At 60.9% G+C, this 26,052-nt stretch carries 24 protein-coding genes; 11 read left to right on the top strand and 13 right to left on the bottom strand.

Features of this window, described 5'->3' with window-relative positions:
* Positions 1 to 45 precede the first annotated feature (45 nt).
* The 6 genes from MOV76_RS05660 to MOV76_RS05685 all read left to right on the top strand — a co-directional run bounded on the left by MOV76_RS05660 (position 46) and on the right by MOV76_RS05685 (position 7,249).
* On the top strand, positions 46 to 726 hold the full coding sequence (locus tag MOV76_RS05660; protein WP_247264003.1) for a hypothetical protein: 681 nt from the start codon (positions 46 to 48) through the stop codon (positions 724 to 726).
* Between the two features lie 167 nt (positions 727 to 893).
* Positions 894 to 1,658 (top strand): hypothetical protein, encoded by a 765-nt coding sequence (locus tag MOV76_RS05665; protein ID WP_130751399.1) that lies wholly within the window; start codon positions 894 to 896, stop codon positions 1,656 to 1,658.
* Between the two features lie 17 nt (positions 1,659 to 1,675).
* On the top strand, positions 1,676 to 3,898 hold the full coding sequence (locus tag MOV76_RS05670; protein WP_130751401.1) for a DDE-type integrase/transposase/recombinase: 2,223 nt from the start codon (positions 1,676 to 1,678) through the stop codon (positions 3,896 to 3,898).
* A 69-nt stretch (positions 3,899 to 3,967) separates the two neighbouring features.
* Entirely contained in the window at positions 3,968 to 4,162 is a 195-nt protein-coding gene (locus MOV76_RS05675; protein WP_130751403.1) for a hypothetical protein, read from the top strand.
* 55 nt (positions 4,163 to 4,217) lie between these two features.
* On the top strand, positions 4,218 to 5,399 hold the full coding sequence (locus tag MOV76_RS05680; protein ID WP_247264004.1) for an ATP-binding protein: 1,182 nt from the start codon (positions 4,218 to 4,220) through the stop codon (positions 5,397 to 5,399).
* Positions 5,400 to 5,401: 2 nt separating this feature from the next.
* Positions 5,402 to 7,249 (top strand): TniQ family protein, encoded by a 1,848-nt coding sequence (locus MOV76_RS05685; RefSeq protein WP_247264005.1) that lies wholly within the window; start codon positions 5,402 to 5,404, stop codon positions 7,247 to 7,249.
* A gap of 440 nt (positions 7,250 to 7,689) precedes the next feature.
* On the opposite strand, the gene MOV76_RS05690 is transcribed toward MOV76_RS05685, so the two are convergent.
* From MOV76_RS05690 to MOV76_RS05700, 3 genes are read right to left on the bottom strand one after another with little or no spacing between them, the layout of a single operon-like run.
* Positions 7,690 to 8,130, bottom strand: coding sequence for a hypothetical protein (locus MOV76_RS05690; RefSeq protein ID WP_247264006.1), 441 nt, complete (start codon positions 8,128 to 8,130; stop codon positions 7,690 to 7,692).
* Positions 8,127 to 9,455, bottom strand: a complete 1,329-nt coding sequence (locus tag MOV76_RS05695) for a phosphatase PAP2/dual specificity phosphatase family protein (protein ID WP_247264007.1) — start codon at positions 9,453 to 9,455, stop codon at positions 8,127 to 8,129. The genes MOV76_RS05690 and MOV76_RS05695 overlap by 4 nt, the downstream gene beginning before the upstream one ends.
* A gap of 9 nt (positions 9,456 to 9,464) precedes the next feature.
* Positions 9,465 to 11,249 (bottom strand): bifunctional alpha/beta hydrolase/class I SAM-dependent methyltransferase, encoded by a 1,785-nt coding sequence (locus tag MOV76_RS05700; RefSeq protein ID WP_247264008.1) that lies wholly within the window; start codon positions 11,247 to 11,249, stop codon positions 9,465 to 9,467.
* 202 nt (positions 11,250 to 11,451) lie between these two features.
* Between MOV76_RS05700 and MOV76_RS05705 the strand changes: the two genes are divergently transcribed.
* The 4 genes from MOV76_RS05705 (at position 11,452) to MOV76_RS05720 (ending at position 15,860) form a co-directional block, all read left to right on the top strand.
* A complete protein-coding gene (locus tag MOV76_RS05705; RefSeq protein ID WP_130717489.1) occupies positions 11,452 to 12,063 on the top strand; it encodes a CDP-alcohol phosphatidyltransferase family protein in 612 nt (203 codons plus the stop codon).
* Positions 12,064 to 12,298: 235 nt separating this feature from the next.
* Complete coding sequence (locus MOV76_RS05710; RefSeq protein WP_193443378.1) at positions 12,299 to 13,456, top strand: PspA/IM30 family protein; 1,158 nt, start codon at positions 12,299 to 12,301, stop codon at positions 13,454 to 13,456.
* Between the two features lie 5 nt (positions 13,457 to 13,461).
* Positions 13,462 to 14,109 carry an OB-fold-containig protein gene (locus MOV76_RS05715; RefSeq protein WP_018446761.1) on the top strand — a complete coding sequence of 216 codons (648 nt, stop codon included), beginning with the start codon at positions 13,462 to 13,464 and terminating at the stop codon, positions 14,107 to 14,109.
* Positions 14,106 to 15,860: a flotillin family protein gene (locus MOV76_RS05720; RefSeq protein WP_018243149.1), complete on the top strand. Its 1,755-nt coding sequence runs from the start codon at positions 14,106 to 14,108 to the stop codon at positions 15,858 to 15,860. The genes MOV76_RS05715 and MOV76_RS05720 overlap by 4 nt, the downstream gene beginning before the upstream one ends.
* A gap of 135 nt (positions 15,861 to 15,995) precedes the next feature.
* Here MOV76_RS05720 and MOV76_RS05725 read toward each other — a convergent pair whose 3' ends face one another.
* From MOV76_RS05725 to MOV76_RS05760, 8 genes are all read right to left on the bottom strand, one after another.
* Positions 15,996 to 16,736, bottom strand: a complete 741-nt coding sequence (locus MOV76_RS05725) for a metallophosphoesterase (protein ID WP_247264009.1) — start codon at positions 16,734 to 16,736, stop codon at positions 15,996 to 15,998.
* A 3-nt stretch (positions 16,737 to 16,739) separates the two neighbouring features.
* Positions 16,740 to 17,096 carry a hydroxyisourate hydrolase gene (uraH, locus tag MOV76_RS05730; RefSeq protein WP_047618723.1) on the bottom strand — a complete coding sequence of 119 codons (357 nt, stop codon included), beginning with the start codon at positions 17,094 to 17,096 and terminating at the stop codon, positions 16,740 to 16,742.
* Positions 17,093 to 17,593, bottom strand: a complete 501-nt coding sequence (locus tag MOV76_RS05735) for an ureidoglycolate lyase (RefSeq protein ID WP_032980743.1) — start codon at positions 17,591 to 17,593, stop codon at positions 17,093 to 17,095. The genes uraH and MOV76_RS05735 overlap by 4 nt, the downstream gene beginning before the upstream one ends.
* Before the next feature lie 4 nt (positions 17,594 to 17,597).
* Positions 17,598 to 17,960, bottom strand: a complete 363-nt coding sequence (locus tag MOV76_RS05740) for a DUF86 domain-containing protein (RefSeq protein WP_065276690.1) — start codon at positions 17,958 to 17,960, stop codon at positions 17,598 to 17,600.
* Positions 17,957 to 18,457: a 2-oxo-4-hydroxy-4-carboxy-5-ureidoimidazoline decarboxylase gene (uraD, locus tag MOV76_RS05745; protein WP_065276689.1), complete on the bottom strand. Its 501-nt coding sequence runs from the start codon at positions 18,455 to 18,457 to the stop codon at positions 17,957 to 17,959. The genes MOV76_RS05740 and uraD overlap by 4 nt, the downstream gene beginning before the upstream one ends.
* Complete coding sequence (gene puuE / locus MOV76_RS05750) at positions 18,457 to 19,380, bottom strand: allantoinase PuuE (protein WP_018446766.1); 924 nt, start codon at positions 19,378 to 19,380, stop codon at positions 18,457 to 18,459. The genes uraD and puuE overlap by 1 nt, the downstream gene beginning before the upstream one ends.
* Positions 19,381 to 19,495: 115 nt before the next feature.
* The gene (locus tag MOV76_RS05755) at positions 19,496 to 20,203 is read right to left on the bottom strand and encodes a DUF1045 domain-containing protein (protein ID WP_247264010.1); all 708 of its coding nucleotides are present in this window, start codon (positions 20,201 to 20,203) and stop codon (positions 19,496 to 19,498) included.
* 114 nt (positions 20,204 to 20,317) lie between these two features.
* Positions 20,318 to 21,496 (bottom strand): FAD-binding oxidoreductase, encoded by a 1,179-nt coding sequence (locus tag MOV76_RS05760; protein ID WP_115157190.1) that lies wholly within the window; start codon positions 21,494 to 21,496, stop codon positions 20,318 to 20,320.
* Between MOV76_RS05760 and mnmD the strand changes: the two genes are divergently transcribed.
* Positions 21,495 to 22,238 carry a tRNA (5-methylaminomethyl-2-thiouridine)(34)-methyltransferase MnmD gene (gene mnmD, locus MOV76_RS05765; protein WP_247264011.1) on the top strand — a complete coding sequence of 248 codons (744 nt, stop codon included), beginning with the start codon at positions 21,495 to 21,497 and terminating at the stop codon, positions 22,236 to 22,238. The genes MOV76_RS05760 and mnmD overlap by 2 nt on opposite strands.
* Here mnmD and MOV76_RS05770 read toward each other — a convergent pair.
* Both MOV76_RS05770 and MOV76_RS05775 read right to left on the bottom strand, forming a co-directional pair.
* The gene (locus MOV76_RS05770; RefSeq protein WP_247264012.1) at positions 22,232 to 25,615 is read right to left on the bottom strand and encodes a response regulator; all 3,384 of its coding nucleotides are present in this window, start codon (positions 25,613 to 25,615) and stop codon (positions 22,232 to 22,234) included. The two genes, mnmD and MOV76_RS05770, sit on opposite strands and share 7 nt — an antisense overlap.
* A gap of 109 nt (positions 25,616 to 25,724) precedes the next feature.
* The gene (locus MOV76_RS05775) at positions 25,725 to 25,934 is read right to left on the bottom strand and encodes a hypothetical protein (RefSeq protein WP_183619292.1); all 210 of its coding nucleotides are present in this window, start codon (positions 25,932 to 25,934) and stop codon (positions 25,725 to 25,727) included.
* Positions 25,935 to 26,052: the final 118 nt, after the last annotated feature.

A 26,052-nucleotide genomic window follows, 5' to 3' on the forward strand; every position in this document is an offset into this window, starting at 1 on the left:
CTCGGCGGCGCGTGCTCCCCTACAGCTATGAAACAGGAGAAGACCATGAAGTACCACAATGCGATCGAGCTTATCCAGGATGCGATCGACGTCCTCGGAGACACGCTGCAGTATCCCGATGTCCAGCGTAAGCTCGACTTTGAGGAACTGCGACAGCATGCTCTCGACGACTTACTTTATCTCGCCGCGAAGTGCCCGGGTCAGGAACACGCGCTCTGGGATGGTGCGATGTCCGCTTTCGGCGACCTGAACCTGCAGCTCTCCGAACTGAAGGTGGCTCCGCTCGGGATTCCAACTTACGAGGACTTCCTGGAAATGCTGGATGGCTGGCGTGTCAATAACACCATCGCTTCGCCTGAGGACGTCGACTTGGATGATGGCAAGCCGGGAAGCGACTTCTTCCAGACTCTCCTGGATTCCGACCTCAACCAGATCGAGCAGGCCAACCGCGTCATCGCGCGCATCACCGAGCAGAAGCATCGTGAGCGTCTGGCGCGCCAGCCGGCACCCACCGCAGTTGAGGTCAAACCCGAGGACAAGGGTCTCATCGAGAATTCGGTGCGCCTCGCCTGCCGCGTAAAGGGTTTCGAACACCTCGTTTTCGAACTGCTGCTCGTCGAGCTTGGCGAAAAGAACTCGTGGCGCTTCGAGGGGGCGGCAGAGGAAGCGTGGCGCTTGTTCTTCACTGACGAGATCGCCAAGGCGCTCATCGAGGAGGCCGCGTGATGACGAACGCAGGTGTCGGCGCTCTGCGCCGAGCACATTTACAAACTTAGAGCTTCCCGCATAGCGGGCTGCCCATTTCCGAAAATCAAAGTTGCCGAACGCGGTGTTATCGCCACCGCGGCCGGACCTGCCATGCCGATTTTTCACGACAGCCAAAGGAGTATCTCGTGCGTCGCGAACATCTCATCAAGCACCACCTGGTCCGCGTCCGCCTCGGCGACAAGATCGACTACACCATCCCGGCATCGGCCACCTACGGGAAGCCGACGGAAGCCATCGAGTATCCGGAACCGCTGCCTGCCAATGGTGACCGTACACCCGCTCCCAAGTCGCCGATCAATTATCGCGGCACCCTGGTGGCGAACAGCAATGCTCCCCGTGTGCTCACCTTTGAAAGCTCGGTGGAACGCAATGCCGCGCTCATTCTTCAGACCAACCGCGACATCGTGGAACTGCTGACCCAGCAGCCGACGTGCCACTTCACAGACGTCTACGGGATCCGCCACGCGCACACCTTTGACTTCTGTGCGCGCCTCAGGAACGGCAAGCGTCTCGGGATCGCTGCGAAGCCGATCATGAAACTGATCGAGACCAACCTTGTCGGCACTCTGTTGCGCATCAAACAGCAGGGTATGAACGGCCTCTTGGACGACGTGAACTTCGTCACCGAGACGTTCGCCTCCGACGACGCCGCGCACAATGCACGCGAGATCCTTCTCTCGCGCCGCCTCCGCAACGAGGAAGAATATCAGGCGGCGCTCGAGGTGGTGAAGGGGGTCCGTGGTCCGGTCACGTTCCGTGCCCTTTTCGTAGGCGCCGAAGTCCCCGCTCATCGCCGCACTGCCCTCTGGTGCCTCATCGACGAAGGTCTCCTGCGCCCTGCCGCACCCGGCCGCATCGAAGACACCACCCTCATGATCGTCACGCTCTAACAAAGGAGAACAGAGCAATGAACATGTACAATCCCTACGCACTCGCCACCCGTAACGCAGCGCCCATGTTCTGGTTGGGTGACGCCAAGTCCGTCAAGATCGACAACGTCGACTATACGGTTGTCCGCCAGACGGCGGACTACAGCGAACTCCGCAACAAGGACGGCTTCGTCCAGCAGTTCTCGCATGCCACCATGTACATCCTCCACCTCGACAACAAGGTCGAGGTGGATCGCCAGGGACTCGAACTCTCGCCGCTCAAGCTCGGGCGCGACATCGTCGATGTCCCTGAGGACCAGGCCCGCCGCGCCCTCGTCTACGCCGACGCCTTCGACTTCGTCATCACACTCATCGGTAAGAAGGATCAGCGTCTCGCTGAGATGGGTTGGAGGCGCAAGGTTACGCTGGGTCACGACTGCCTGGATAAGTACGTCCTGCCGCTCGCCCGTCAGCACGTGCTCTTGAAATGGACCTCCAAGAAGGCAGGCAAGAAGAACACGATCGTAGCGCTTCCGAATGCTCGCCACTTCCGCCGTCTCTACAATCTCTACATTGAGGGCGGCTGCGATCCGGCCGTGCTGGTGAGCCGTCGCAAGGGGCCCGGCTCTTACTCGAAGGCCCATCCGGCCGACCTCCGCCTCTGGACCGAGTTCTCCCAGAAGTACGCCACCGACAAGCGTCCCTCGATGCGCTTCTGCTTCGGCTTGCTCCAGGCTGAGATCAAGAAGCGCAACGAGGCCTGCCCCAAGGGCGGCCACCTTTACAAGATGCCTTCCCGCAATTCGTTCGAGGCCTTGATCAAGGGCATGGGCGAGTACTTCCTTCACGCGGCCCGCTTCGGCGAGGACGCAGCGAAGAAGAAGTTCGCTCCCGTTCGCGACGGCCTGCAGGTCTTCGCACCCGGCGAGCGCGTCGAGATGGACGAGTGGAAGGTAGACCTTCACGCCTGGTTCATCCTCACTCCGGTCTGGTTGACGTTGACGGAGAAGCAGCGCGAGGCACTGACGAAGGTGCGCGTCTGGGTCACCGTCGCTATCGACGTTGCAACCCGCTGCATCGTTGCTCTCCGGTTCAGCACCCGCGCGAACTCCTCACATTCGTCGATCGCGGCGCTCGAAATGATCGTCACCGAGAAGGAGCACATCGCGGAAGTAGCGGGCGCAGAGAGCCGTTGGATCCATTCATTCGTTCCCCGTGAGCTTGTCACCGACGCTGGAGCGGGATTCATCGACACCGGCTTCCGTCAGGCCGTGGCAGCGCTCCACTGCGTGCACACGATCCCGCCGGCAGGCATGGCGTCGGCACGTGGCACCATTGAATCTGTCTTCCGTTCGTTCGGACAGAAGTTCCTCGCCTACTTCGATGGCCGCACGTTCTCCAGCGTCTACGCCAAGGGTGACTACGATGGCGAAGGAAACGCCGTTCTCAACGTGGACGAAGTCTGCCGCTTCCTGACCCGTGCGATCGTCGACATCTATCACCACCAGCCGCATTCGGGTCTTGGTGGAGAGACGCCGGCTAATGCTTGGATGCGCTTGTCGCGCGAATACGCCATGCTCCCTCCGCTGAGCCAGCGCCAGCGCCGTGTCATGTTCGGAACCGTCATCAAGCGAAAGGTTTCCGCCCGCGGAATTGTCTTCCTTGGTATCCACTATCAGTCACGCGAGCTCGAACGCCTCTGGGCGGAACGCGCGGCCTTGCCGAATTCCCCGAGCGTAGAGGTGAAGGTCCGCATCGACCGCTTCAGTCTGCGGACGATCTCCTTCCACGACGGCTTCAAGTGGCGTGACCTCACCGCGGAGCATCTGCCGGAAGGCGTCAGCGTGTGGGAGTGGACGGAGGCGATGACCGAGCTTTCGAAGACCCACGCGAAGAACGTTGAGATCAATCTCTCCACGATGCTCAAGGCGATCAATGATCTACGCGAAGCCGGCATCGCCGCAGCAGCCCGTGCCGAACTCGGAACCGACATCCCTAGCGAAGCCGCCTATCGCAAGGTCGAACACGAGCGCTTTGCTCGCGAGATCACGATGGACGTTCTGAGCGGCAAGGAGCTTGCGCCGCTGGCGATCGCCCATGACCCGCTGACAACCTCCATCGAGGAGTTTCGCTTCCTTGCACGCAACAAGAAGGAGGTCGACGCCTACCTCGATGATACGAAAGCCGCCCCGGAACTGGAAGAGTCCGGCCTCGGATATGGCGGTGAGCAGAGCGGGTTCTCGTTCTCGATCGAGGGCTGACGTTTCGCAGAAAACGGCCCGCGCCCCTTGATGCGCGGGTCAGACCACTATCAACCCAGGAGAAAAATCATGGCCCTTGCGCCCGTAGTATTCCGCCGTCTTCCCGCCACCGCGTTCGCGACAGCTCTCAGTAAAGAGTACCGCGACCCCACGCCTCGCACCTTCATCGAGGCACCAGCGCCGTTAGCGCTGGCAAGCTTCGTCGAGGTTGCGAAGACCTCCCTCGACAATTCCGGCTGCCGCGCCTCTCGCGCCGCTTCCTGACGAGCCACCTCTACTGAAGCAAATCCAATCCTACCAACTCCACAGGAGCACCACCATGACTACGCAGTCCTCTAACAATACCGCACTTGCCTCTGTCTCCAACGACGGCCCGCTCGTCTCGCCCGCCATCGAGACCGGGACGCCCGTCATCGACGACGGCATGCCGCAGTTCCACGAGGCAGCCCTCGCCCTTCTCGCGACCCTGAGCCCCGAGAGACGGATGCGTGCCGAGCGCCGTGGCAAAAAGCAGGCACGGTACGTGACGATGCCCAAGGACGCATTGATCGCAAATGGCATTGATGAGCTTTGCGAAAATGCCGCGGCCGCAGCGTTCGGGGAGTCCGGCAAGCGGCGAGCGCTGTTCCTGATCGGCGAGTCCGACAGCGGAAAGACCCGCGCAATGGAATTCCACATTCCCAAGCGCAAGGAATTCTTGCCCTACCGACGTCCTTCGGGAGAACTGGTAACGCCCTTCGTCTCGTTCGAATGCCCACGCCCCATCACGTTGAAAGGGTTCGCTCGAAAGGCACTGGAGGCATGCGGCTACCCGAACGTCTCCCACAAGCTCACTGAGCAGGAATTGTTCGACCTTCTGAAGGCGACCATTCGGAATAACCGCATTCTTTTCATGCACATCGACGAGATGCAGCATGTGATGAAGGGGACGACGACGAACGAGATCCAGAACGTGTCGGACATCATCAAGAGTCTCCTGCAGATCCCCGGATGGCCCTTGCACATGATCCTTTCCGGCGTGCCGTCGCTCGGTCTTTTCCTTTCGCCCGAGGATGGCGACGCCCAGCTCCGGAATCGCAGCTTCGTAGTGGAACTCAAGCAGATGACCCGCCCGGATGCCGAGGCACTGCTTGCCCTCCAGCAGCACATGGTGAGGGACGAGGGCGTCTTGCTCGGCGAGACGGACTCGATCGACTTCGCGCACAGGCTGATCCACGCCTACCAGGGTGCGTGCGGAACCATCATCCAGGCCATCCAGGGAGCTACCGAGCGCGCTCAGACCGAGCATGAAAACGAGCCTGCCGGGACCGCATCGCGCCCCGCGGTGAAGATCAAGCACTATGCCGCCGACTATGCCTTTAAGTTCGGCTGCCGACCCTCCGCCAACGTGTTCTTGGTCAACGACTGGGAGAGGGTCGATCCTCGCCAGTCCCTGGCCCACGTTATCGCGAAGGCACCGCGCGAGACCAAGCCCTCAAGATCCAGGAAGAAGGAGGCCTGAACATGGCTCGTCTCGCACATGTGCCCATCCTTGCGAATACGGAACCTCTCCAGATGTTCGTATCCAGGCTTGTGGCGGCTAATGCCGCCCCAAGCATCCGCGACTTCCTTCGGCATATGAACTTCCGCCAGGATCACCATCTACTGCACCCCCGGACGCTCGACGGGCTTTCCGTTCTCACCGGCATCGACACGGAAACGCTCGCCTCGCGCAATCTTCACGTACGAGGCACCATCGTTGAATACGGCGACCGTGAGTTCAACGGGTGGCATCTGAACCTTAGCAACCCGCGTTTCTGCCCGCGCTGCATCGAGAGCGAGATCCGTAGCGGATACGGACGCTGGGAAGCTCGCCCACACGTTCGCTGGGATTGGCTTCTGAGCTTCAACGAGATCTGCGTGAAACACGGCACTCCGATCTTCACGTCCTCTTTCCGATACCCCAAGAGCGACCGTTTCGACTTCGCGATGTACCTCCGCAAGAATAGGGCGGAGGTGGAGCGTGCCATTGCGACGTGCTCGGAGGCTCCGCTTCATGCATACGACCTGTATTTCGCGGAGAGCTTGGCTACCGGATCGGCCCCGTCCATGGAGTTCCTGCATGGGCTGCCGTACCCCATGGCGCAGAAGCTCTGCATCCTCGCTGGACGCACCGAACGATTGGCCAACGATCCCGACCTTAGGTTCACTGGCCGGGTCTCAGTGTCGCGCGACCTCCGTCTGAGCGGGTTTGAGCTGTTGGCGGACAGGCGCAAGCTCCGCGGATGTCTTTCGAAAGTGAACAAGGACTTCATCAGGCGCAACAAATTTTCGAAGGGGTACGCACTTTACGGAGAACTGCAGGGCTTTCTTACAAAGCACGTTGAAGTGCCTGCGCTGCGCCTACTGATCGATTTCGTGCGAGACTGCGCGATGTCGGAGGTACCGATCGGCCCCGAGGATCCGTTCATCGGCGGCGGCGGCACCCGCACGTGGCATACCGCGCACACGGCAATGCGTGAAACAGGTATCGACAGCCGGACACTTCGTCGAATTCTCGAGCAGCATGGTGTTCTGAGCACGGCCGATCGTCGAAAATCGGACAACTATGTCATGTGCCGCGTCTCGCACGTCGAGGCAGCCGTAGCCGAGTACCAGGATGACATCGATATCGAAGCGATTACAAGACGGCTGGGCCTGACACTTCCGACAGTACAGAAGATGGTCAAGGCAGGCTTGCTGACACAGAAGCCGAAGCCCTTGAAGAAGCAGAAACCGAAGTTCTCTCGGAACGCTGTCGACGAGCTTATGGAAAAGCTGACCGGAGGTCTCGAAGTGCGTGACGAGTCGCCTGACCTGGTGCCGTTGGGAGTGGCTGCCCACAAGGCAGTCTGCTCAATAGTCGATATTTTGGGAGCGATCCTGCAGGACAAGGTGTCGAAAAGATACCTCTCCAAGGACCCCTCGCGTGCTGGCGTCGATCGGCTGCTGGTGGATGTGAAGGAGACAAGAGCCGCCTTCGCGCCGCCATCGCTCGGCGTGAAGTGCCACGAATTCCTGCGTGAACTCGGGCTGACATATGCGGTTGGCAAGCCGCTTTTCTATTCGGGTCTGTTCGAACTGAAGAAAGTCACCCAGAGCTTGAACGGCGTTCCCTACTACGTGGTTGAGCACGAAGCCTACGCTGCGTTTCGCCGTGAATACATCACCCTCTCGGAAGCGTCGGCTGGATGGATGCCACATCGGAACTTGAAGGTCGCGCTGGAAAATGCAGGCGTTCACCCAGTGCGCGCGATCGGTCAGCGCAGAAACGGAACCCTCTATCGCCGCTCTGAAATCGAGAGCTACAAAGCGGAAACTCGCAAGTCATAATCAGGCAGAATTCTAGTCCAAACCAGGCCCCGGCATCTCAAGCCGGGGTTTTTTTGTGCCTATTCTCCGGAAATTTTCGGAATTCGTGTCGTATCTGACAGGACAGGAATGACATTTTATCGGGTGTGATTTGAAAATTATCTAATGTTTTCAATGGTCTATTTTAAAACCCTGCCTTTTGTGAGCCGCCTGCTCACTTGAGAAGCCAGCTTAGGAGAGTCACCAATCCCGGAATCGCCGTCGCGGTTGCTGAGTTTGAGCACACGATTCTGAGAGCATGCTGTCCGGGCGTCCGTTTCTGGTATTCCACCTCGAACGCCAGATAACAGCAAAGAGGCTCAAGGAGAGAAATCGGCACTGGCTGAACGTCCCTGATGGCGTGGGCAAGACCTGCCAGACGCATGCCGGAGAGCACCCGCATCTATCGCCTGCCGTCGTATTCAGCAGAGCGGCTGCCCATCGGTCGCATCGAGCAGAAGGATCGCGAAAATCACGAGAGAGATGGCGAGCGCAAAACGCTGCCGCCAGGCGATGCGGCGCGATCCGGCAATCCGCCTCTCGAGGTCAGGCGGTATCCGGTCAGGCTTGCGAAGCCGCATTCGGGACAACAGGTCGTCGATGGCGGCAAGACCGGCCGTCTCGGTCTCGTAGCTCGCCGCGAGGCGAAACAACAGCGCATCGAAGAGGAGATGGATCGCCAGCGCAAGAACAATCACGCAGAAAACGAGCATCAAAAGCCAGCCGAGCGGTGGAGCGAGGCCTCGATATCCCACGGTGACCGGGCCGACAATCAGTGGCAACAGCGCTGTCAGCCCGCAGAAGATTGAATTGCGGCCGAGATTTCGCGCAGCCGCCGAGGCCGTGGTATTCCACTGCGTCATTGCACGCCCTCCGCTATGGCATGGATACTTTCCGCCGGCAGATGAACGCGCCACCCCGCCCGTTCGATCAGCCGCAGTGCTTCGGCTGGATTTTCGCAACGTCGGCTGATGAGCAGCCAGCCCACGATAACGCAGGCGCTCCGCTGGAAACCTAGCGCACAGCAGACGAGGACCGGTCCCTGCTGGCGCGCATCCTCGACGAGGTTCGCTGCGGCGAGCGTCTGGATCTTGTCGAGGGCTGTAAGATCAAGGGTGGGAAAGCTGCACCAGCGCGCGCGCGTCCCGCCGGGGCGCAGAAGTTCGCCGGTAATGTCGATCACCGTGGCAAAACGGTCGGCCTCGTGGCGACGCGGAAAACGACCGAGATGAACGCCGTCAGCGATCACCACAGAAGCCGGCATTCTCCGGGTCCAGAGCCGAATGTTGATGAGAGCGCCGAGACGGTAGGGTGCCAATAGCCAGCGGCTGGCAAGCGTGGCCCGGCCATCGATGCGTTTCTGGAATATCTGCGGGCCGGCGCCGAAATATCCGACTGCGACGATCGCCAGCGCAACAGCCGGCCAGAGCAACAGAAGCGCTGCGGCCGATAGAGGCGTGCAGAGCGCTCCAAGGCCGAGAAATGCGACGGCACCGCACAGATAATAGACGCCGAGACGGCGCGACTTTGGATCGCCGCTCATCGCAAAGTTCGCGAGAGGCGACCCGGCATCGCGCGGAAAAAGCCAGACGGCAGACAGACCGAGCAGCATGCCGGTCGGTATGTCGATGACGTGATGCTGCCACGTGGTCAGCACGGAGACACCGATCAGGAGGCACCAAAGGTGCCAAAGAAGCCGTGCCTTCCGCGGCAACCGGCCGCGCAGATGATCCCAGATCACCACCAGGAGTGCGATATGCAGCGACGGCGCCTGATTGAACGGCTTATCGAAGCCACCGAGGACGGCGAACATGAAACCGGGCAGGCCGCTCGTTGCCGGCCGCACGAAAGTCGCTTCGAGCGGAAACGCGACGAAGCAGGCGACGGCTACTATCTGGATCGTCAGATAACGTCGCGCGAGCATATCCACGTCGCGCGGCGTCGTGTTGATGAACAGGCAGAGTGCATAGAACAGATTGATCGACCAATATGGAATAATAGTCCATCCAAGGAACGGAATGGCGCTTTCCCATGCGAAGGCGACGTTCGGCACATGAGCGTGTTGCGATGCCAGCCAATTGGCGCCGCCATAGCTCAGATAGAAGAAAGGTGCCAGGAAGACGAGCCAGAGCGCCGCCCGCTTCGGGACCGGTGCTGCCGCGGAAAAAGTAGAACGTGCCCTCTCCACGCTTTGCCCTCAGACTCTCTCGGCCAGCGAGACAGTGAAAATGCCCCACTGATCGATGCGCTGTTCAATCTTGCGGAAACCGGCTGCGGCGACCAGTTGGTCCATTTCCTCTTGCGTCCGCCGCCGCATCACCCACGCCTCGCCGCCGCGGTGGGAGGTCAGTGCGCGGGCGATCATCTCCAGTTGTGGATGCCATGGCTGGTTGGTGTAGACAAGCAGACCACCGGGCAGCATCGCGCGGGCGATCCCGTTGAGCGACGCGACGATCATCGCATTGTCGGAAAACAGCTCGTAAAGGCCGGAGACGATCGCGAGATCCGGAGCCGGCGTGATTGCAGCCAGCCCCTCGCAGTCAAAGGCATCCTGCTGGCGGAAGCTGACGAAATCACTCAGTCCACGCGCCGCAATGCTCTTGCGGCCGGCATCGACGTTGATGGAGGAATAGTCCTGCAACCGCGCACTATCGGGACGCACGGCAGCCGTCTCGATCGCATCAAGGACATAACGGCCGTGCCCGGCCGCTATGTCGAGCATGTGGGTATTGCGGCCGACTGCTTTCAGGCGCTGCAGCGCGCGGTCGATCAGTTCCTGCAAGTGTAGCTTGCGCTGCCTGATGCCGCGCCAGCCGATCGCATCGAGGAACACCTTGTCGATCAATCGCCCGCCGGGACCGAGCCCGCGCGGCTTGTTCTCGTAGACGTAATCGAGGGTCGAGCCGGAATCAAAACCGGTCTTGACCCCTGTCTTTATGCCTTCAGACACCAAGGCACCGATCTTGATGTTGAGGCGGCTGAGCGCCCAGTAGATGCCACGTGGGGATGTGGCGTCCAGCGGGCTCGCGAGCCGGTCGGCCTCGTCCTTTGTATAGCCCTGGATATGGGCGGTGCAAAGGTTGGCAGGCGCCCGGGGCTCGGCGAAACGCGCGTCTATAAAACGGCGGACTTCGGCCAGGGCAATCGCGCGCTCCTTTTCGCCAAGCGTGTCATGGTAGAAGCCGGCAAGCACATGCCGTTCCTTGATCCGGCTGCCGAGATTTTCGTAAAACCGGTGCTGCGGCGCGTGTCGCACCACCCAGTCGCTGCCAGAGATCAGCAATTGGGTCGGGACGGTGATGGCGCGGGCGTCGCCGACAACGCGGGCTGCCGCCTCATAGAGCTGCAACAGGATGTTGGAGGCAATTGGCCTAGATATCAATGGGTCGGATTCGTACGAGGCGATGCGCTCGGGGTCATGCGTCAGGAACCTCGCCTTGACATAGGAATTGACGAAGAATGTCCCCTTAACCTTTTCCCAGAGTGCAATGCCTTCTTTGGCGAAAGGCACGTAGAGCTTGACGCTGAAGGCCGGTGAGGCAAGCACGAGCGCACGGATCGGCGGCGCATAGTCATGCACCCAAGTGGCGGCGAGGACCGCGCCGACGCTCTGCGCAATGACGGCGATGTCTTCGACAGCAGTACCGCTTGTCTCGCTGACATGGCGGACGAAACAATCGAGATCATGCGCCGAGGCAGCAAAGGATGGCGAATAGCCGCGCTCTCCCGGCGAGCGTCCATGGCCGCGTGCGTCCCAGGCGTAGAAGGAAAAATCATCGAGGCCGAGCTCGGTGGCAAGGTGGGTGACGCGGCCGCTATGCTCGTGGCCGCGATGGAGAAGAATGATTACACCCTTCGGTGCAGCGCCCGTCGAAGGCCACGCCCGATAAAAGAGTCGAGTGCCATCATGCGATGCGAATTCGGATTCATGCATTGGTCTGGCCGTCGAGGACGGTTGCCCACTATCGGCAGTTTGCAGCACGGTCTTCTCCAATTCTGATTGGTGGGTGGGTTACAACCATTGGCGGGAACAGTGATTTGCTTGCATTGCAAAAGTCTAGTTGCAAATGTAAGTCCTTTACGAGAACCGATATGAAGTGTGGCTTTCCTCATAAGTACGATGATCTGCACCCGCGAGAGGCGGGGATAGACTATTTCGATGCACGAAATTCCAATGAGGTAGCATGTCTGTCTATCAATTGAAGTCCCGATTTCAGAATATTCTTCGCCCTCTGGTGCGTTCCCTGGCGGCGCGAGGCGTCACCGCCAATCAGGTGACTTCAGTTGCCGCCGCCGTCTCGGTTGCATTGGGCTTTTTTCTGAGCGTCGCCCCGCTTCCGCATTGGTTCCTGCTGGTGCCTGTATGGTTTCTCCTGCGCATGGGTCTCAACGCCATCGACGGCATGCTCGCGCGCGAACATGGGCAGAAGAGCATTTTAGGCGCGTATCTGAACGAGATCGGTGATGTCGTGTCGGATGTCGCCCTGTATTTGCCGTTTGCGCTCATCGATCCGAACGGCTTTGTGCCGGCGATGGCGGTCATATTCCTCTCGGCGCTGACGGAATTTACCGGCGTTCTCGGTCAAACGGTCGGGGCAAGCCGGCGTTACGACGGGCCGCTGGGCAAGAGCGACCGCGCGGTCCTTTTCGGCGCGCTCGGCATCTTTGTCGCGGTTGGTGGTACATTTGCAGCATGGACTTCGTGGCTCTGGGCGGTGGTGGCTCTACTTCTCATATGGACCACCATCAACCGTATCAGCGCCGGTATTCGCGAGGCGCATACGGTCGCCCGATAGGGAACGGAGCCGATCTGCTGCCGGTTCTTTTATCGGCACATGTGATCCGGAATTGTGTCGAGGCTTTTGCTGCCGGTCACGCGTTGGGCTTCAAGAGTCCGTGACTCTTTTCACAAGGCTGCTCACTGCCGCCAGCTCGCGACATCTCTCGATAATGGACACTGCCTCAGTCCTTCTAACCGCACGTTAAGCCTAGGTTGTATTTTCATCGCCACCCCTTGAAAGCACAAAAGCGGTGCTTTATGTTTTACCTATGGTTATCACAGGTAAGACACCACATCCATCGCTGCTGCGCTACACGCTGGCGCCTGACGACAGTGCCCGGCAGGCGCTGGACGATACCATTGCCGCCTATCTCAGGATGATCGAAATCCTGACTGGCCTCGTCTCCGACAGGACGGGCGCCAATCTCGTCGTGCTGCATGACCTTGCCTATGAAACCGTCCGCGAGCAGACGGGCTTGCCGGCAAGGCTGGTCACGCTCGGCCTTCGCGATTTTGCCGCCAATCGCGGCGTCACCGCCGATCCGCCGCATCTGCCGCTCGATGACAAGCTCTTCGCCATCAAAGGCCCCTCGGACCTGACGATCGCCACGGTGCACGGACGTGTTGCCGTGCCCTTCGATGTCGCGGGTTATTCCAGGGGATGGGAGAGTATTTTTCCGGCCTACCTCGTTGCAGGCCAGAATCGCTACGAGATTCACATCGGCGTTACGCCGAATTCCGCTCGGATGGAGGAAAACATGACGAACGAAGGCATTCTCTCACGCATGGGCCGTCTGATCGCGGGCATCGCGAATGCGGCGATCGACAAGGCCGAAGGCGTAAACAAGATCGCCGTCATCGAACAGGCGATCCGCGAGATCGATGCAGCGGCGGATGAGGCCCGCACCGATCTCGGCAAGGCGCGCGCGGAGGAATACCGCATCCAGAGCCGCAAGGACGAAATCGTCGACGACCTGAACGCGCTCGACCAAAAGATCCGCATCGCCGTCTCGTCAGAGCGGGATGACCTGGCAAAGGCCGGCGTTGCTCGCCAGATCGATCTCGAATCCCAGATCGCAGCGCTCGACAAGGCGCTGGCCGATGCCAGGGAACAGGTGGACGAAGGCCAGAAAGCCTTGCAGGCCGTCCTCGCCACGCGCCGCGAGGCGGACGCCCGCCTTGCCGATTTCAAGCGCAGCATCGCCCGGCATCCAGAACACGCCGCGACCGGCCACAGCCAGCCCGCACCGGGTGCAGATGCTGCCCGCGCTGCCGCGGCAGTCTCTCGGCTGACCGGGGTTCCTACTGGCGAGCATGCCCATAGTTCCGAATTGGACGAACTCGACCGGTTGCATCGCGAACAGGCGATCGAGGCACGCCTCGCACGCTTCAAGGCGGATAACCGGTAACGCCGATGGCCCTTCTCTTCGCTCCCGAATGCGCTCCCTTTGCCATTGCCGCCGCCGTGCTTGCAGGTCTGACCGCGATCGAGATGCTTGCGATGGTCATGGGTTTTTCGATGACGGAATTTCTGGGAAAGCCGGAGGCTCATGGCCATGACGGCATCCTGGCATACCTGTCCTGGCTCAATCTCGGCGGTGTTCCCCTGCTGATTCTTCTGATGATGACACTCGGATTCTTCGCGATGACTGGGTTTGCCTTGCAGGCCGTCGCCAGCGCCCTCTGGGCGCCGCTGCCGAGCTTCATCGCCGTCATACCTGCCGCGCTCGCAACCATCCCTATGGTCAGGGCATCGAGCAGAACTGTGGCGCGGCTCGTACCGCACGACGAAACCTATGCCGTCGATCTCGACGCCTTCCTCGGCCGGACCGCCGAGGTGTCAATCGGCCCGCTCGATCAGGGACTGCCGGGCCGCGTCCGTGTCAAAGATCAGCACGGAAACTGGCATGTGCTTCGAGCCCGAGCCGCCAAGGGCGAGGGTCCGCTTGGGATCGGCGCTTCGGTTCTTCTCGTCGATCACAAGGCCAATGTGTTTATCGCCATTCCCGCGCCGGTCGACCCCACCGATGCGAACAATCAATCTTTCAGGGAGCAGCAATGATGTACGACGTTATTCTACCAGCCGGCATTGGGATTGTTCTGATCTTCGGCATCGGTTTTGTCCTCGCCTCTCTTTACACGCGCTCCAGCCGCGATGAGGCCTATGTGCGCACCGGTCTCGGCGGCCAGAAGGTCGTGCTCGACGGCGGTTCGGTCGTCCTTCCGATCTTCCATTCGACCGCGCGGGTCAACCTGAAGACGCTGCGGCTCGAGGTTCGCCGCGGCGAAGGCGATGCACTGATCACCAAAGACCGCATGCGCGTCGATATCGGCGCCGAGTTCTATGTGCGCGTCAAACCCGATGCCTCCTCGATTGCGCTTGCAGCTCAGACACTCGGCAATCGCACCAATGACGCCGAGGCCCTCCGCATCCTGATCGAGGCGAAATTCGTCGACGGTCTTCGCTCGGTGGCCGCGACGATGAATCTCGACGCGCTGCAGGAACAGCGCATGGATTTCGTCAAGGCCGTGCAGGAAGCTGTCGGCGCCGATCTCCAGTCGAACGGCCTCGAACTCGAATCCGTGTCGCTGACACGCCTCGACCAGACCGATATCAAGCATTTCAACGCCAACAACTTCTTCGACGCGCAGGGCCTGGCGGCATTGACCCGCATCACCGAGGGACGCAAGAAGGAGCGGAACGAGATCGTTCGCGACACCGAAGTCGCCATCGCCCAGAAGGATCTCGAGGCCCGCCAGCAATCGCTGACCATCGAGCGGACGAAGCGAGAGGCCGAACTCAGCCAGGAAAGAGACATCGCCAACAAATCCGCGGCGACACGCGCCGAAACCGCGCAGCAGGAGCAGGCCGCAAAACGCGCCGAGGAGGAAGCCCGCATCGCCTCCGAACAGGCGATCGCCGAACGCGAGGCATCCGCCAAGCAGGCTCGCGAAAGCGCCAACATCGACGCCGCCCGAGCCGTCCAGCAACGCGAAACCGAAGCCAAGCGTGACCTCCAGATCGTGGCGCAGGAAAGCGCGATCGCCGTTGCCAACAAAAGCCGTGAAGAATCCGAAGCGAAGGCGGCTGCGGAAACGGCCCGCGCCCTGGCGATCGCGGCAGAGGAAAAAGTCGGCACAGCCAAGGCGATCGAGATTGCCGAACGCGAAAAGCAGATTGCCGTGATTGATGCGCGCAAGAAAGCCGAGACGGAAGCAACCGCCGTCACCGTCGGCGCGGAGGCCGAAAAGCAGGCAGCAAGCGACCAGGCCGAGGCCATCAAGACGCTCGCAACCGCCGAGGCGGATGCGGCGATCATCAAGGCCAAGGGCATTCTCGAAACCGGCAAGGCTGCGGCCGAGAGCGAAGCATTGCTCAACGACGCTCGCAACAAGCTGAGCTCTGCTATCATCGAGTTCGAGATCACCCGCGAACGTATCCGCATCATTCCGCAGGCGCTCGCCGAGGCGGTCAAGCCGATCGAGAAGATCTCCGATATCAGGATATTCGATACCGGCGGCATGCTCGGCCGCGGAAACGGAGCGGCCGGCGGAAACGGCATCGGGCTCGGCGAAGGGCTGGCCAGCCAGCTCCTCTCCTATCAGGCGAATAAACCGATCCTCGACAAATTGCTAAAGGAAGCCGGCTTCGACGGCGACGATGCCATCTCATCACTTCTTGGAAATCTCGATGGCGCAAAACCGGCAAGACCGGCAACCGCCGCAGCCCCGGCAAAGCCGGCAACACCGGCCCCAGCCCCGACACAAACGATCATCCCTCCGGCCCCGAAGCCGGCACCAAAGAAGGACTGATCACCGCGCAAGCGGGTCTGGACTAGAACAGGATGATTTTAGGCCGGTTCGGCCTAAAATCTGAATCTTGTTCTAAATTAAATAGTTAGAGCATGATGTTGCCCGAAAACTGCACATACTTTTCGGCATCATGCTTTATCTCACCCAACCCGTTGCCAGCGCGCCTGCCCAGTCGGCACGGCCCCTTTCGGCGGCCAGTGCCGACATCGCCATATGGTCATAGGCGACGGTTCGGAACTGCCATATCCATCTGGCCGCCGTCTTTTCCAGAATGGCGTAGCTCGCCAGCGGGTGGCCGACTTCCACCTTGTGGTAATAGGGCAGCTCGTCGTCATAGGCCGCGCAGCCGACGCTGCCGGGGTTGACGATGAGACGGCCGTCGGAAAGCCTGATAGCGCGGGGGATGTGGCTATGGCCGCAAAGGATCAGCGGCAGGTCGATGCCGTCGGCCAGCGCCTCGATTGCCTCGATCGGCTTCAGGAAGACGAAACCCTCCGACGAAACGGATTCCAGCCAGTAGAGATTGTCGTCCTTCGGCGTCGCATGGCAGAGATAGACCTCATCGCGATAGACGGTATCGAATGGAAGACTACGGATCCAATCGAGATGGGCTGGCGACAATTGGTGATAAGCGGCGGCATCCGAAACATGCAGCGCCGCCGGATCCTGTTCGATCAGGTAGCGGTCGTGATTGCCGCGGATCGAGGTCAGGCCGAGCGGCATCAGCAAGTCCGCCGTCTTGCCGGCTTCGAGCGGGCCGCTAAAGAAATCACCGAGATTGACGATCTCATCGATCCCCTGCGCACGAATATCCGCAAGCACTGCCTCGAGCGCCAGATGGTTTCCGTGGATATCGGCAATTGCCGCAAACCGCATTATTTAGCTCCCTCGATAGGTAGAATAGCCATAGGGCGAAATCAGCAGCGGCACATGGTAGTGCGCCGTGACGTCGGCAATGCCGAAGCGGATCGGCACGAGATCGAGGAAGGCCGGATGCGGCAGAGGCGTGCCGTTCGCCCTCAGATAATCGCCGGCGTGGAAGACCAGCTCATAGGTACCGGCTCGAAAATTTTCGCCAATGAGGATAGGGCCGCCATCAACCCGGCCGTCGGCATTGGTCTCGACCGTCTTCAGATGCCTGCGAATCTCGCCGTCGAGCTGAAAAAGATCGATCCTCAGGCCCTCGGCCGGCTTGCCGAGGGCGGTGTCGAGAACATGCGTGGTCAGTCCGGTCATGGGGCTGGCTCTTTGATGATAAAAGGGGCTTCGAAGAAGAATTCTTCCAGATTGTTGCCTGGCCCGTCGCGGTCGACGACCAGGAAGTCTGAGGCTTGGTCGAGCGCCATCAGCGGATGATGCCAGACATTGCGGCGGTAGTTTACGCCCTGGTCGCCGCGCGCCAGAAACACCTGCGGCCTGCCCGGGCGGCCGTTCTCGTCCTCGGAGACGACGACGAGAAAAGGACGGCCCGAGACCGGCGAGAAACTCTGGCTGCCGAGGGGGTGGCGCTCCATCATCCCGACGTCATAGGGGAAGCTGCGCGGCTGTCCGCGAAAGAGGTTGATGATGACGCCTGCGCCCTCGCCCGTCGCATCAGCGGTGGCCAGCGCATGAAAACGCTCCGTCGTGCCGCCATTGATGAACCGCATCGAGGCCGGATCGGCCTCAATCACCTCGCCGAAGGGAGCGAAGGCGGATTTGGTGAGCGGGCGGATCTCGAGAAATTCGGACATGGCTTCATTCGCCTTGGGCATGCCAGTAACGGACAGCATCGATCGCGGAAAGAAGCTCCGGCAGCGTGCGATAGGTCGCCTCCCATATGCTCGACGGACTGAGATCGAAGACTTCCTCGAGGATACGGTTACCCATGCCACAGATTCTCGTCCATGGCAGATCGGGATGCTCAGTCGCAAATTCCGGATGGTTGACGAGCAGTCGGGACGCCGCCGCACCGATGGTGAAGTGGCAGAAGGCAACAGCCTTGAAGGTGAGCTTGTCCCCGGCGAACGCCGCCTCATCCATTCCGCCGACGAAAGACAGCGCTTCGGATGCCGCCTCATACATTTCATTGAGATAGTCGATGGCGCGCCGCTCTTTCATTCAGCCTCCGGCAGCATCGATGTCAGCCGCAGCAGCGCGATCCGTTCGACCTGCGCCGTCGCGGTCACAAATTCCTCATGCCGATCATTGCCGATCCGTGTTTCGAACGCCGACAGGATATCGTCCTTGCCAAGCCCCTTGACGGCGATGATGAAGGGAAAGCCGAATTTTTCGACATAGATCGAATTGAGTTCGGTGAATCGGGTATACTCGGCTGGGCTCAAGCGATCGAGACCGGCGCCGGCCTGCTCCTTCCGGCTGTCCTCGGTGAGTTCGCCCGATATCGCGAGGCGCCCGGCAAGGTCAGGATGGGCGTTGAGCACGCCGAGACGCTCCTGCGGGCTTGCCGCGCGGAAGATGGCGGTCAGCGACGCATGCACGCCGGCCGCCGTCAGCGGCTCTATCACGGGGCCGGCGTCATAGGCGCGCTCGGCGATGAAAGGCGAATGTTCAAAGACGCCGCCGAAGCGGGAGACGAAATCCTCGCGCGACACCATCAAAGCGCTTCCGGCTGATGGTGCTTGTGCCAGTGTTCGGCGATCTCGATGCGGCGTGGAATCCAGACATTGTCGTGCTTCAGCACATATTCGATGAAGCGTTTCAGCGCCGCTGCCCGGCCCGGACGTCCGACGAGGCGGCAATGCAGGCCGACTGACATCATCTTCGGGCTGCCCGCCTTGCCTTCCTCATAAAGCGTATCGAAGGCATCCTTCAGATAGGTGAAGAACTGATCGCCGGCATTGAAGCCCTGCGGCGTCGCAAATCGCATATCATTGGTTTCAAGCGTATACGGAATGATCAGGAAGGGTTTCCCGTCGACGCCCTTCACCCAGTAAGGCAGGTCGTCGGCGTAGGAATCGGAGGAATAAAGGAAACCGCCCTCCTCCTGCACCAGCCGAAGCGTATTGTCGGAAGGCTTGCCCTGATACATGCCGTAGGGCCGCTCGCCGGTGAGTTCGGTGTGCAGTCGCACGGCTTCGAGGATATGCTTGCGCTCCAGATCTTCGGGAAAATCCTTATATTCCAGCCAGCGGTAGCCGTGGCTGGCGATCTCCCAGCCTGCCTCCTTCATCGCAGCGACGGCCTCGGGGTTGCGGGCCATCGCCAGCGTCACGCCGTAAACGGTCGCCTGCACCTTGAGATCGGTGAACATGCGCCAGAGCCGCCAGAAGCCGGCACGCGAACCATATTCATAGATCGATTCCATGTTGAGGTTGCGCTGCCCTGGCCAGGCGGCCGCGCCGACGATCTCCGACAGCAGGTTTTCCGAAGCCGGATCGCCGTCGAGGATCGAGCTTTCGCCGCCCTCCTCGTAGTTGATGACGAACTGCACGGCGACGCGTGCCTCGTCCGGCCACTTCGGATCAGGCGTCAGACGCCCGTAACCAACGAGATTGCGCGGATAAGTCTCGGATACCATCAAATCACCTTCTGAAAAGACGGGGAACGGTAGCATCCGCAGCCGGAATGTCGAGACGGAAACTGCTCGGCCGGATTTTGCCTTTACGGCACAAGCCTTTAGCTCATCAGCAGGTTCAAGCGATTTTGCGCGCGCTGACCTTGCCCATCGGATGCAGCGAATGAACGCGGAAAGGACCGCCCGTGCCCTCCTCTACCATCAGCGCCACGTTCGAAACCGTGACAGGCTCGGTGAGGACAGGCTCGAAGATTGTCCGCAACACCGGCTCGATGCGCGGCATGTCGATCGCGTTGACGGGACCCGTCACCGGCATATGAAAGCGGAATTCCTCCATCACGTAGGGATTGCCCCAGCGATGCAGATTGGCAAATTGCGTCGCCGATAGCCCGTCCGGATCGCTGCGTTCGATCTCAGCCTCGCTGAGCGGCGCGCGGAAACGATCGAATTCCTGCACGATCGCCGAAGCGAGATACTGGATCTGCTCGCAGGGAGTGCTCGGCAGCAGGCTGTAGAAATTGCCGAGCCGGGCGACTTCGATTCGCGGAATCTGGAAGGGAACAAAGGTCCCGGAAAAACGCATCAGATCGCGCAGGAGTTGCGATTCGGGCATGTCGCGGGACAAGTGGAACGGCGCCTTCAAAACGCCGTGAAATCCGTAGCGCCGCGGCACGGCGGTATGGAAGGCGATCTCGTGAATGCCGAGGCCACGGACTGCAGGAGGCTCCATCATATCGCCCGAAAACACGTTTCGGCCAAGCCAGTTGGCGGCCACGAGCGACAGCGGGTCGCTCGCCGGAGGCGTGAAGCAAATGGCATAGCGCATGCAATTTCCTCCATCAAGGAAGTAAGCGCCGGTGAGATCCGGCGCTGTCGATGCGCAAGCAGATAGGTGATTTCCATGACAGAATAACGAAACGCAGCGCCGCCTAATTCACGTTTAACGTGAAGCCGCGGCGATGTGGCTTGAAATTGCGAAGCTTTCCGGCAGCAAAAATCCGCAGTCTGTATCGCCTGCGATACATATCGCCGCCTCCGCCAGCCGGTGGGCGAGGCCGAAGCTGACCTTGAAGCCGCCGGTCAGCGCGATCAGGCGCCGGTGATCGGGATGGCGGCCGATCATTGGATCCCGGTCGATCGCCTTCGGACGAAGCCCGGCCCAGCGCTCGACAACGGGAGCGTCGCGAAGCGTCGGCACGATGCCGCGCGCCGCCTCGATCAGCACGTCGAGCTGGGCGTCGGTCGAGCTGGGATCGTCAAAACGGTTCTCGCTGGTGCTACCGATTGCCGCGTGCCCGCCCTCATGCGCGATGACATAGAGCCCATCGAGAAAGATCGTCGGCAGCGCCGGGTCAATATCGGCTTTCAATAGTGCTGCCTGCCCCTTGACCGGCTGGCCGAGCGGTTGTTTCAGCCCCGGCGTCAGTTCTTGCAGCAATGGAAAGGAGCGATGGCCGGCGGCCACGATGCAGTGACTGAAAGCGATCGTTTCACCGTTGATTTCGGTCGTGCCGCGATCAGGGTCAAGGCCGGCAACCGTCGCATGCTCCAGGATACGAACATGCTTTGCTCGCCGCAGGAAGGCGATAAGCGCTGCGATCAGCAAGCGGGGCGCAACGCGCGCGGCGAGTGTGTCGTGCACGAAGCCGCTCTCGCCGGCGGACGCCTCGATCCAGCCGTTGACCGGTGGCCCGTCGAGCACATGCCAGTGGAAGCGGCGGTCGCCCGCCCGCCAATGGCGTTCGGCGTCCTCGAAATGGCCGCGCGCTATTTTTTTGAGATGCGGCTTCGGCAGCGGGATCAGCCGTCCGGACCTGTTATACCCGGCGGAAAGCCCGGTCTCGGCTTCGAGCGCTGTGATTTCGGCTTCGAGCGAGACCAGCGCATCGAATTGGAACTGCTTCTTCTCCGACCACCGGTCCGGCATATGCGGCATCAGCGCGCCGAGCAGGCCGCCGCTTGCACCTTGGCCCAATCTGCCGGCGTCAGCAACAAGAGTCCGGATGCCCCGGCGCTCGGCATGGACGGCTGCCCAGAGACCCATGATGCCGCCACCGACGATCAGCAACTCTGAGGACGATTGACCTGAGACCGGCTGAGGACTATCGGCTTTTTCCATGACAGACGTGAACCCCGATCAGATTGGCGCGGGCGCGCCGCAGCCGCTCGAATGGCGCGACGGCGATATGCCCTATTCCACCGCCTTTGGCGATCATTTTTATTGCCAGACCGATGGGCGGCTGGAATGCGGCCACGTTTTTCTCGCCGGTAACGGCCTGCCGGAACGCTGGAACGGGCGGCAGAGATTCCGGATCGGAGAACTCGGCTTCGGCACCGGCCTGAACTTCGCCGAAACGTGGCGACAATGGAAGCTCCACCGTGCAGACGGCCAACACCTGCATTTCACCTCCTTCGAACTCCACCCGATGCGCGGCGAAGAAATCGGCCGGGCGCTGTCGCACTGGCCGGAGATCGATGCCGAACGTCAGGTGCTGACGGTGGCCTGGCCGGAAATACCGGCCGGTATCGTGCGACTCGATCTCGACGCCCAGACGACGCTCAGCGTCGTATGCGGCTATGCCTTGGACGGCGTCGCGGCAGCCGAAGACGACTTCGACGCCTGGTATCTCGACGGCTTCGCCCCGTCGCGCAACAGCGATATGTGGTCGGAGGAACTGATGCGGATCGTCTGTGAGAAAAGCGGAGCCGGCGGCACTTTCGCCACCTATGCGGCGGCCGGCTTCGTGCGCCGCAATCTCATCGCCGCGGGTTTTGCCGTCGAGCGCCGCCAGGGCTTCGCCGGCAAGCGCGAAATGCTCTGTGGCATCAAGGCATCCCCCAGCCAGCGCGCAGATCAGTAGCTGGTGCGCTCCGGCTGCTGCTCGCTCGTTCCGAGCCACTGGCGGATTTTTTCCTCGAGCAGCTCGGGACTGATCGGCTTCGACATGTAGTCGTCCATGCCGGCATCGAGGCAGAGCTCGCGGTCGCTTTCGAGCGCATGGGCGGTGACGCCGATGATCGGCACCCGGTGCCCCTGCCCGTTTTCGCGCGCGCGGATCGTCTGGGTCGCCTGATGGCCGTTCATGACGGGCATTGAGACATCCATCATGATAATGCGCGGCGTATACCGCTCCCAGGCGGCGACCGCCTCCTCGCCATTGTCGACGACGAGGAAGGAAAGACCCGTGCCTTGCAGGATCTGTGTGAAGACGATCTGGTTGACCTCGTTGTCCTCGGCGACGAGCACGTCGACGAATTCAGCGGTTCGCTTCTGCGGCGCAGGCGCGGGCGCCTGCACCGCCACTTCCGTCTGCAGCCGGGCAATCTCGGCCTCGGATGCCTGCTTGACGCGGCTGGCGCGCACCACCTCGACGACCGTGTTGCGCAGCACGTTGGCGCGCGCCGGCTTCATCAGATGCGCGTGGCCGTTCAGCGCCGCGAATTCCTTTTCCGTGCCGGAAATATCCATCGACGTCAGGAAGATGATCGGCAGTTCGACGAAGCGGGGATCGGCGCGTAGCCTGCGCGCGACATCGGCGCCGTTCATATCGGGCATGTGATAATCGAGCACGACGGCATCGACGGTGACGCCGAGATTGGCCGCCGCCTCCAGAATCGCAAGACCGGTACCGCCGCCTTCGGCGGCCACGCCGTCGAAGCCCCAAAGGGACAGCTGTTCGGTCAGGATTCGCCGGTTCACTTCATTGTCGTCGACGACGAGGATGCGCGCACCCTGCACGTTGATCGGCAACGGCTTCGGCTCAAGGCGGGCGGCCGCAACCGCAAACGGCAGGTTGACGGTGAAGACCGAACCCTTGCCCCATTCGCTCTCGACACTGAGATAACCGCCGAAGAGGTCGACGAGCCCGGCGGTGATCGCAAGACCGAGGCCTGTACCCTCATGCCGCCGGGTCGATGAGGCATCCACCTGCGAGAACTTGTCGAAGACCGATTCGAGCTTCTCCGGCGGAATGCCGATACCAGTATCCTCGATGCGGATGCTCGCCATGATCTCGCCGCCGGCGGCCGGCTGGAAGCCGACATCGACAAAGACATGGCCGCGCTCGGTGAACTTGACAGCGTTGCCGACGAGATTGGTGACGATCTGGCGGAAGCGCCCGGCGTCGCCAATGACCGCAGCGGGCAAATCGGGCGCGGCTCGCACCAGGAGCTCGATGTTCTTCTCGGCCGCGTGCGAGGACAAGAGTGTCGCTACGTCCTCCACCGCTTCGGTGATATCGAAGGCGGCTTTGCGCAGTTTCATCTGCCCGGCATCGATCTTCGAGAAGTCGAGGATATCGTTGATGATCGTCAGCAGCGCATTGCCCGACTTGACGATGATATCGACGAAGGTCTTCTGGCGCGTATCGAGATTGGTCTTGGCAAGCAGTTCCGCCATCCCAAGCACGCCGTTCATCGGTGTGCGAATCTCGTGGCTCATATTGGCGAGGAATTCGGATTTGGCGCGGTCGGCGGCTTCGGCGCGCGACAGCAGCTGGCGCAGTTCCTCTTCGCGGCTTTTGAGTTCGGTGACATCGGTAAAAAGCGCCACCCAATGCTGTCCCCGGCTGACCGTTGCATCCATGTTCACCCAGCGCTCGCCGCCGACATGGAAGGCCGTGGAGATCGGCAACCTCGCCGCGATATTGTCGCGCCAACCCTGCAGAATCTCGGCCGCGTCCTCGTGGAAGTCGCCGCGCGCAGCGCAGAACTCGAACATGCCGAGCCAACCCTGCCCGGTCTCGATATAGGTGGCGGGAATCTCCAGGATATGAGCCAGCGCCTCATTAGACATCCTGATAATGCCGTCCTGGACGATAGCGAGGCCCTGTGGCATGGCGTGTGTCGCGTCGCGCATCAATTCGCCGAGATGCTCCAGCGCGGCGCGGGCCTCGTGGACTTCGTTTTCCCGCTCACGCACGGCCGTGATGTCGGCATAGGTCAGCAGTATCCGGTCGTTTGAGATACGGCGGCTGTCGAAAATGACGGATTTGCCACCCGCCCAGCCGAGCTCGATCGGCTCGGGCTCCTCGGTTTCGAACAGGTGCTTGCGGAAAGCGTAGATCTCCTCGGGCGTCTGTGTGCCGTCGTAGCGACCGAGCTCATAATTGCGGCGGATGACATCGATGAAGGGGCGGCCGTCGAAGGGATCGTCGAGCGGCAACTCCCAGATGCTGTAGAACTCGTCGTTGACCGAGAGGATCCGGTGGTCGTTATCGAGGATCAGCACGCCGATCGGAAGCGAGCGTAGGATATTCTCGATATCCCGGTGCAGCACCTCTTCCTGCTTCTGCGCCTCGATCAGCGCCTTCTCTCGTTCCTTGAGTGGCGAGATGTCTGAAAAGGAGCCGACGACATAGGGCCGACCATCCGCTGTCACAACGCGGTTGACGCGCGAGAGGACGGAATAGATATGGCCGTCCTTGCTCGGCAGCAGGCTTTCGATCTCCTTCGACTTGCCTCCCTCCAACGCCAGCAGGTTTTCCTGGTAGATCGCCTCGCCGCCGTCCGGACCGAACATTTCGTGTTCGGTCATCCCAAGGACCCGAGAACGGCTATGGCCGCTGAAGGTTTCGTAATATTGATTGGCATAGACGAGGCGATGCTTCTCGTCGCGCACGAAGGCCGCGACGGGGAGGTCCTCCAGGATGGTCCGCAGCAGGTCGAGCTCGTTGACGCTCTCATGCCAGGCCGTGTCGCTGACAGCCGCAGGCTTTGCGTCGTTGCGATAGGCGGCGTTGACGACCAGCGGCCGGCCATCTTCGGCAAAGATGCCGATCGGATGGTCGAGCTGTTCCAGCGCCTCGCGTACGCGAGCGAAATCGGCGGCGCTAGTCATCCGAGGGTCGCCAGCGACCCCAGCGTCGCCAATCGCCCGACGCGGCGGCTCGCGCACTTCGAAGATGCCGAGCACATAGGCCCGCTCCGGCGACGGTGAGAAGCTTTCGATCTGGATGCGCTCATGGCCGACACCCGCCGCATCGAAGCTGATTGCGTTTTCCTCAGTGCCGAATACGAGCGCGCGGCGCTCCTTGTCCTCACGATCCTCTTCCTCGGGACGGTCGAGAAGCTCGCGGCTGCGCCTGCCGATGAAATCGGAGATTTCGCGACCCAGAAAACGGGCATAGGCCTCGTTGACGGCGACATAGCGTAACTCGCTGTTCTTGACATAGGCCGGGGTATCCAGATCAGCGATCCGGCGACAAGCCAACTCCAAAAGTTCCCCGGCTGATTTCAAAAAATATCGCTCCCGCAATGAATGAAATATCGACTACAAAAACTATAACGCCAAGGCTTTTAACAAGGTTTTAACCATAAATTTCGACAGCGGAATTTTACGAGCCGGCTCACCAAGCTGAAGATAATTCGAGATTACCAGCCCCGGCTTGCACGAGACTGAAAGGACGCTCGCAATAATTCTTTCGACGTCGGGATCCCTTGAAATCATGACGAAAATTTAATGCCGAAACCGCTTGCGCGGCCATTGCGCCGCCGCGATCCGGGCCGAGTCTCGGCATGGCTTTATCGAAGCCATGCCCATGAAAGGAAAATACCATGTCCGTTCTTCATAAGACCATGGCGACGGGCCTGATCGCCCTGACCTTCGCCGGCGCCTCGCTCGCCACCGCCACCACCGCCGATGCCCGTCCACGCGATGCCTTCTGGGGCGGCCTT

It is taken from the genome of Rhizobium sp. PRIMUS64 (assembly GCF_023006465.1).
Taxonomy (GTDB): Bacteria; Pseudomonadota; Alphaproteobacteria; order Rhizobiales; family Rhizobiaceae; genus Rhizobium; species Rhizobium leguminosarum.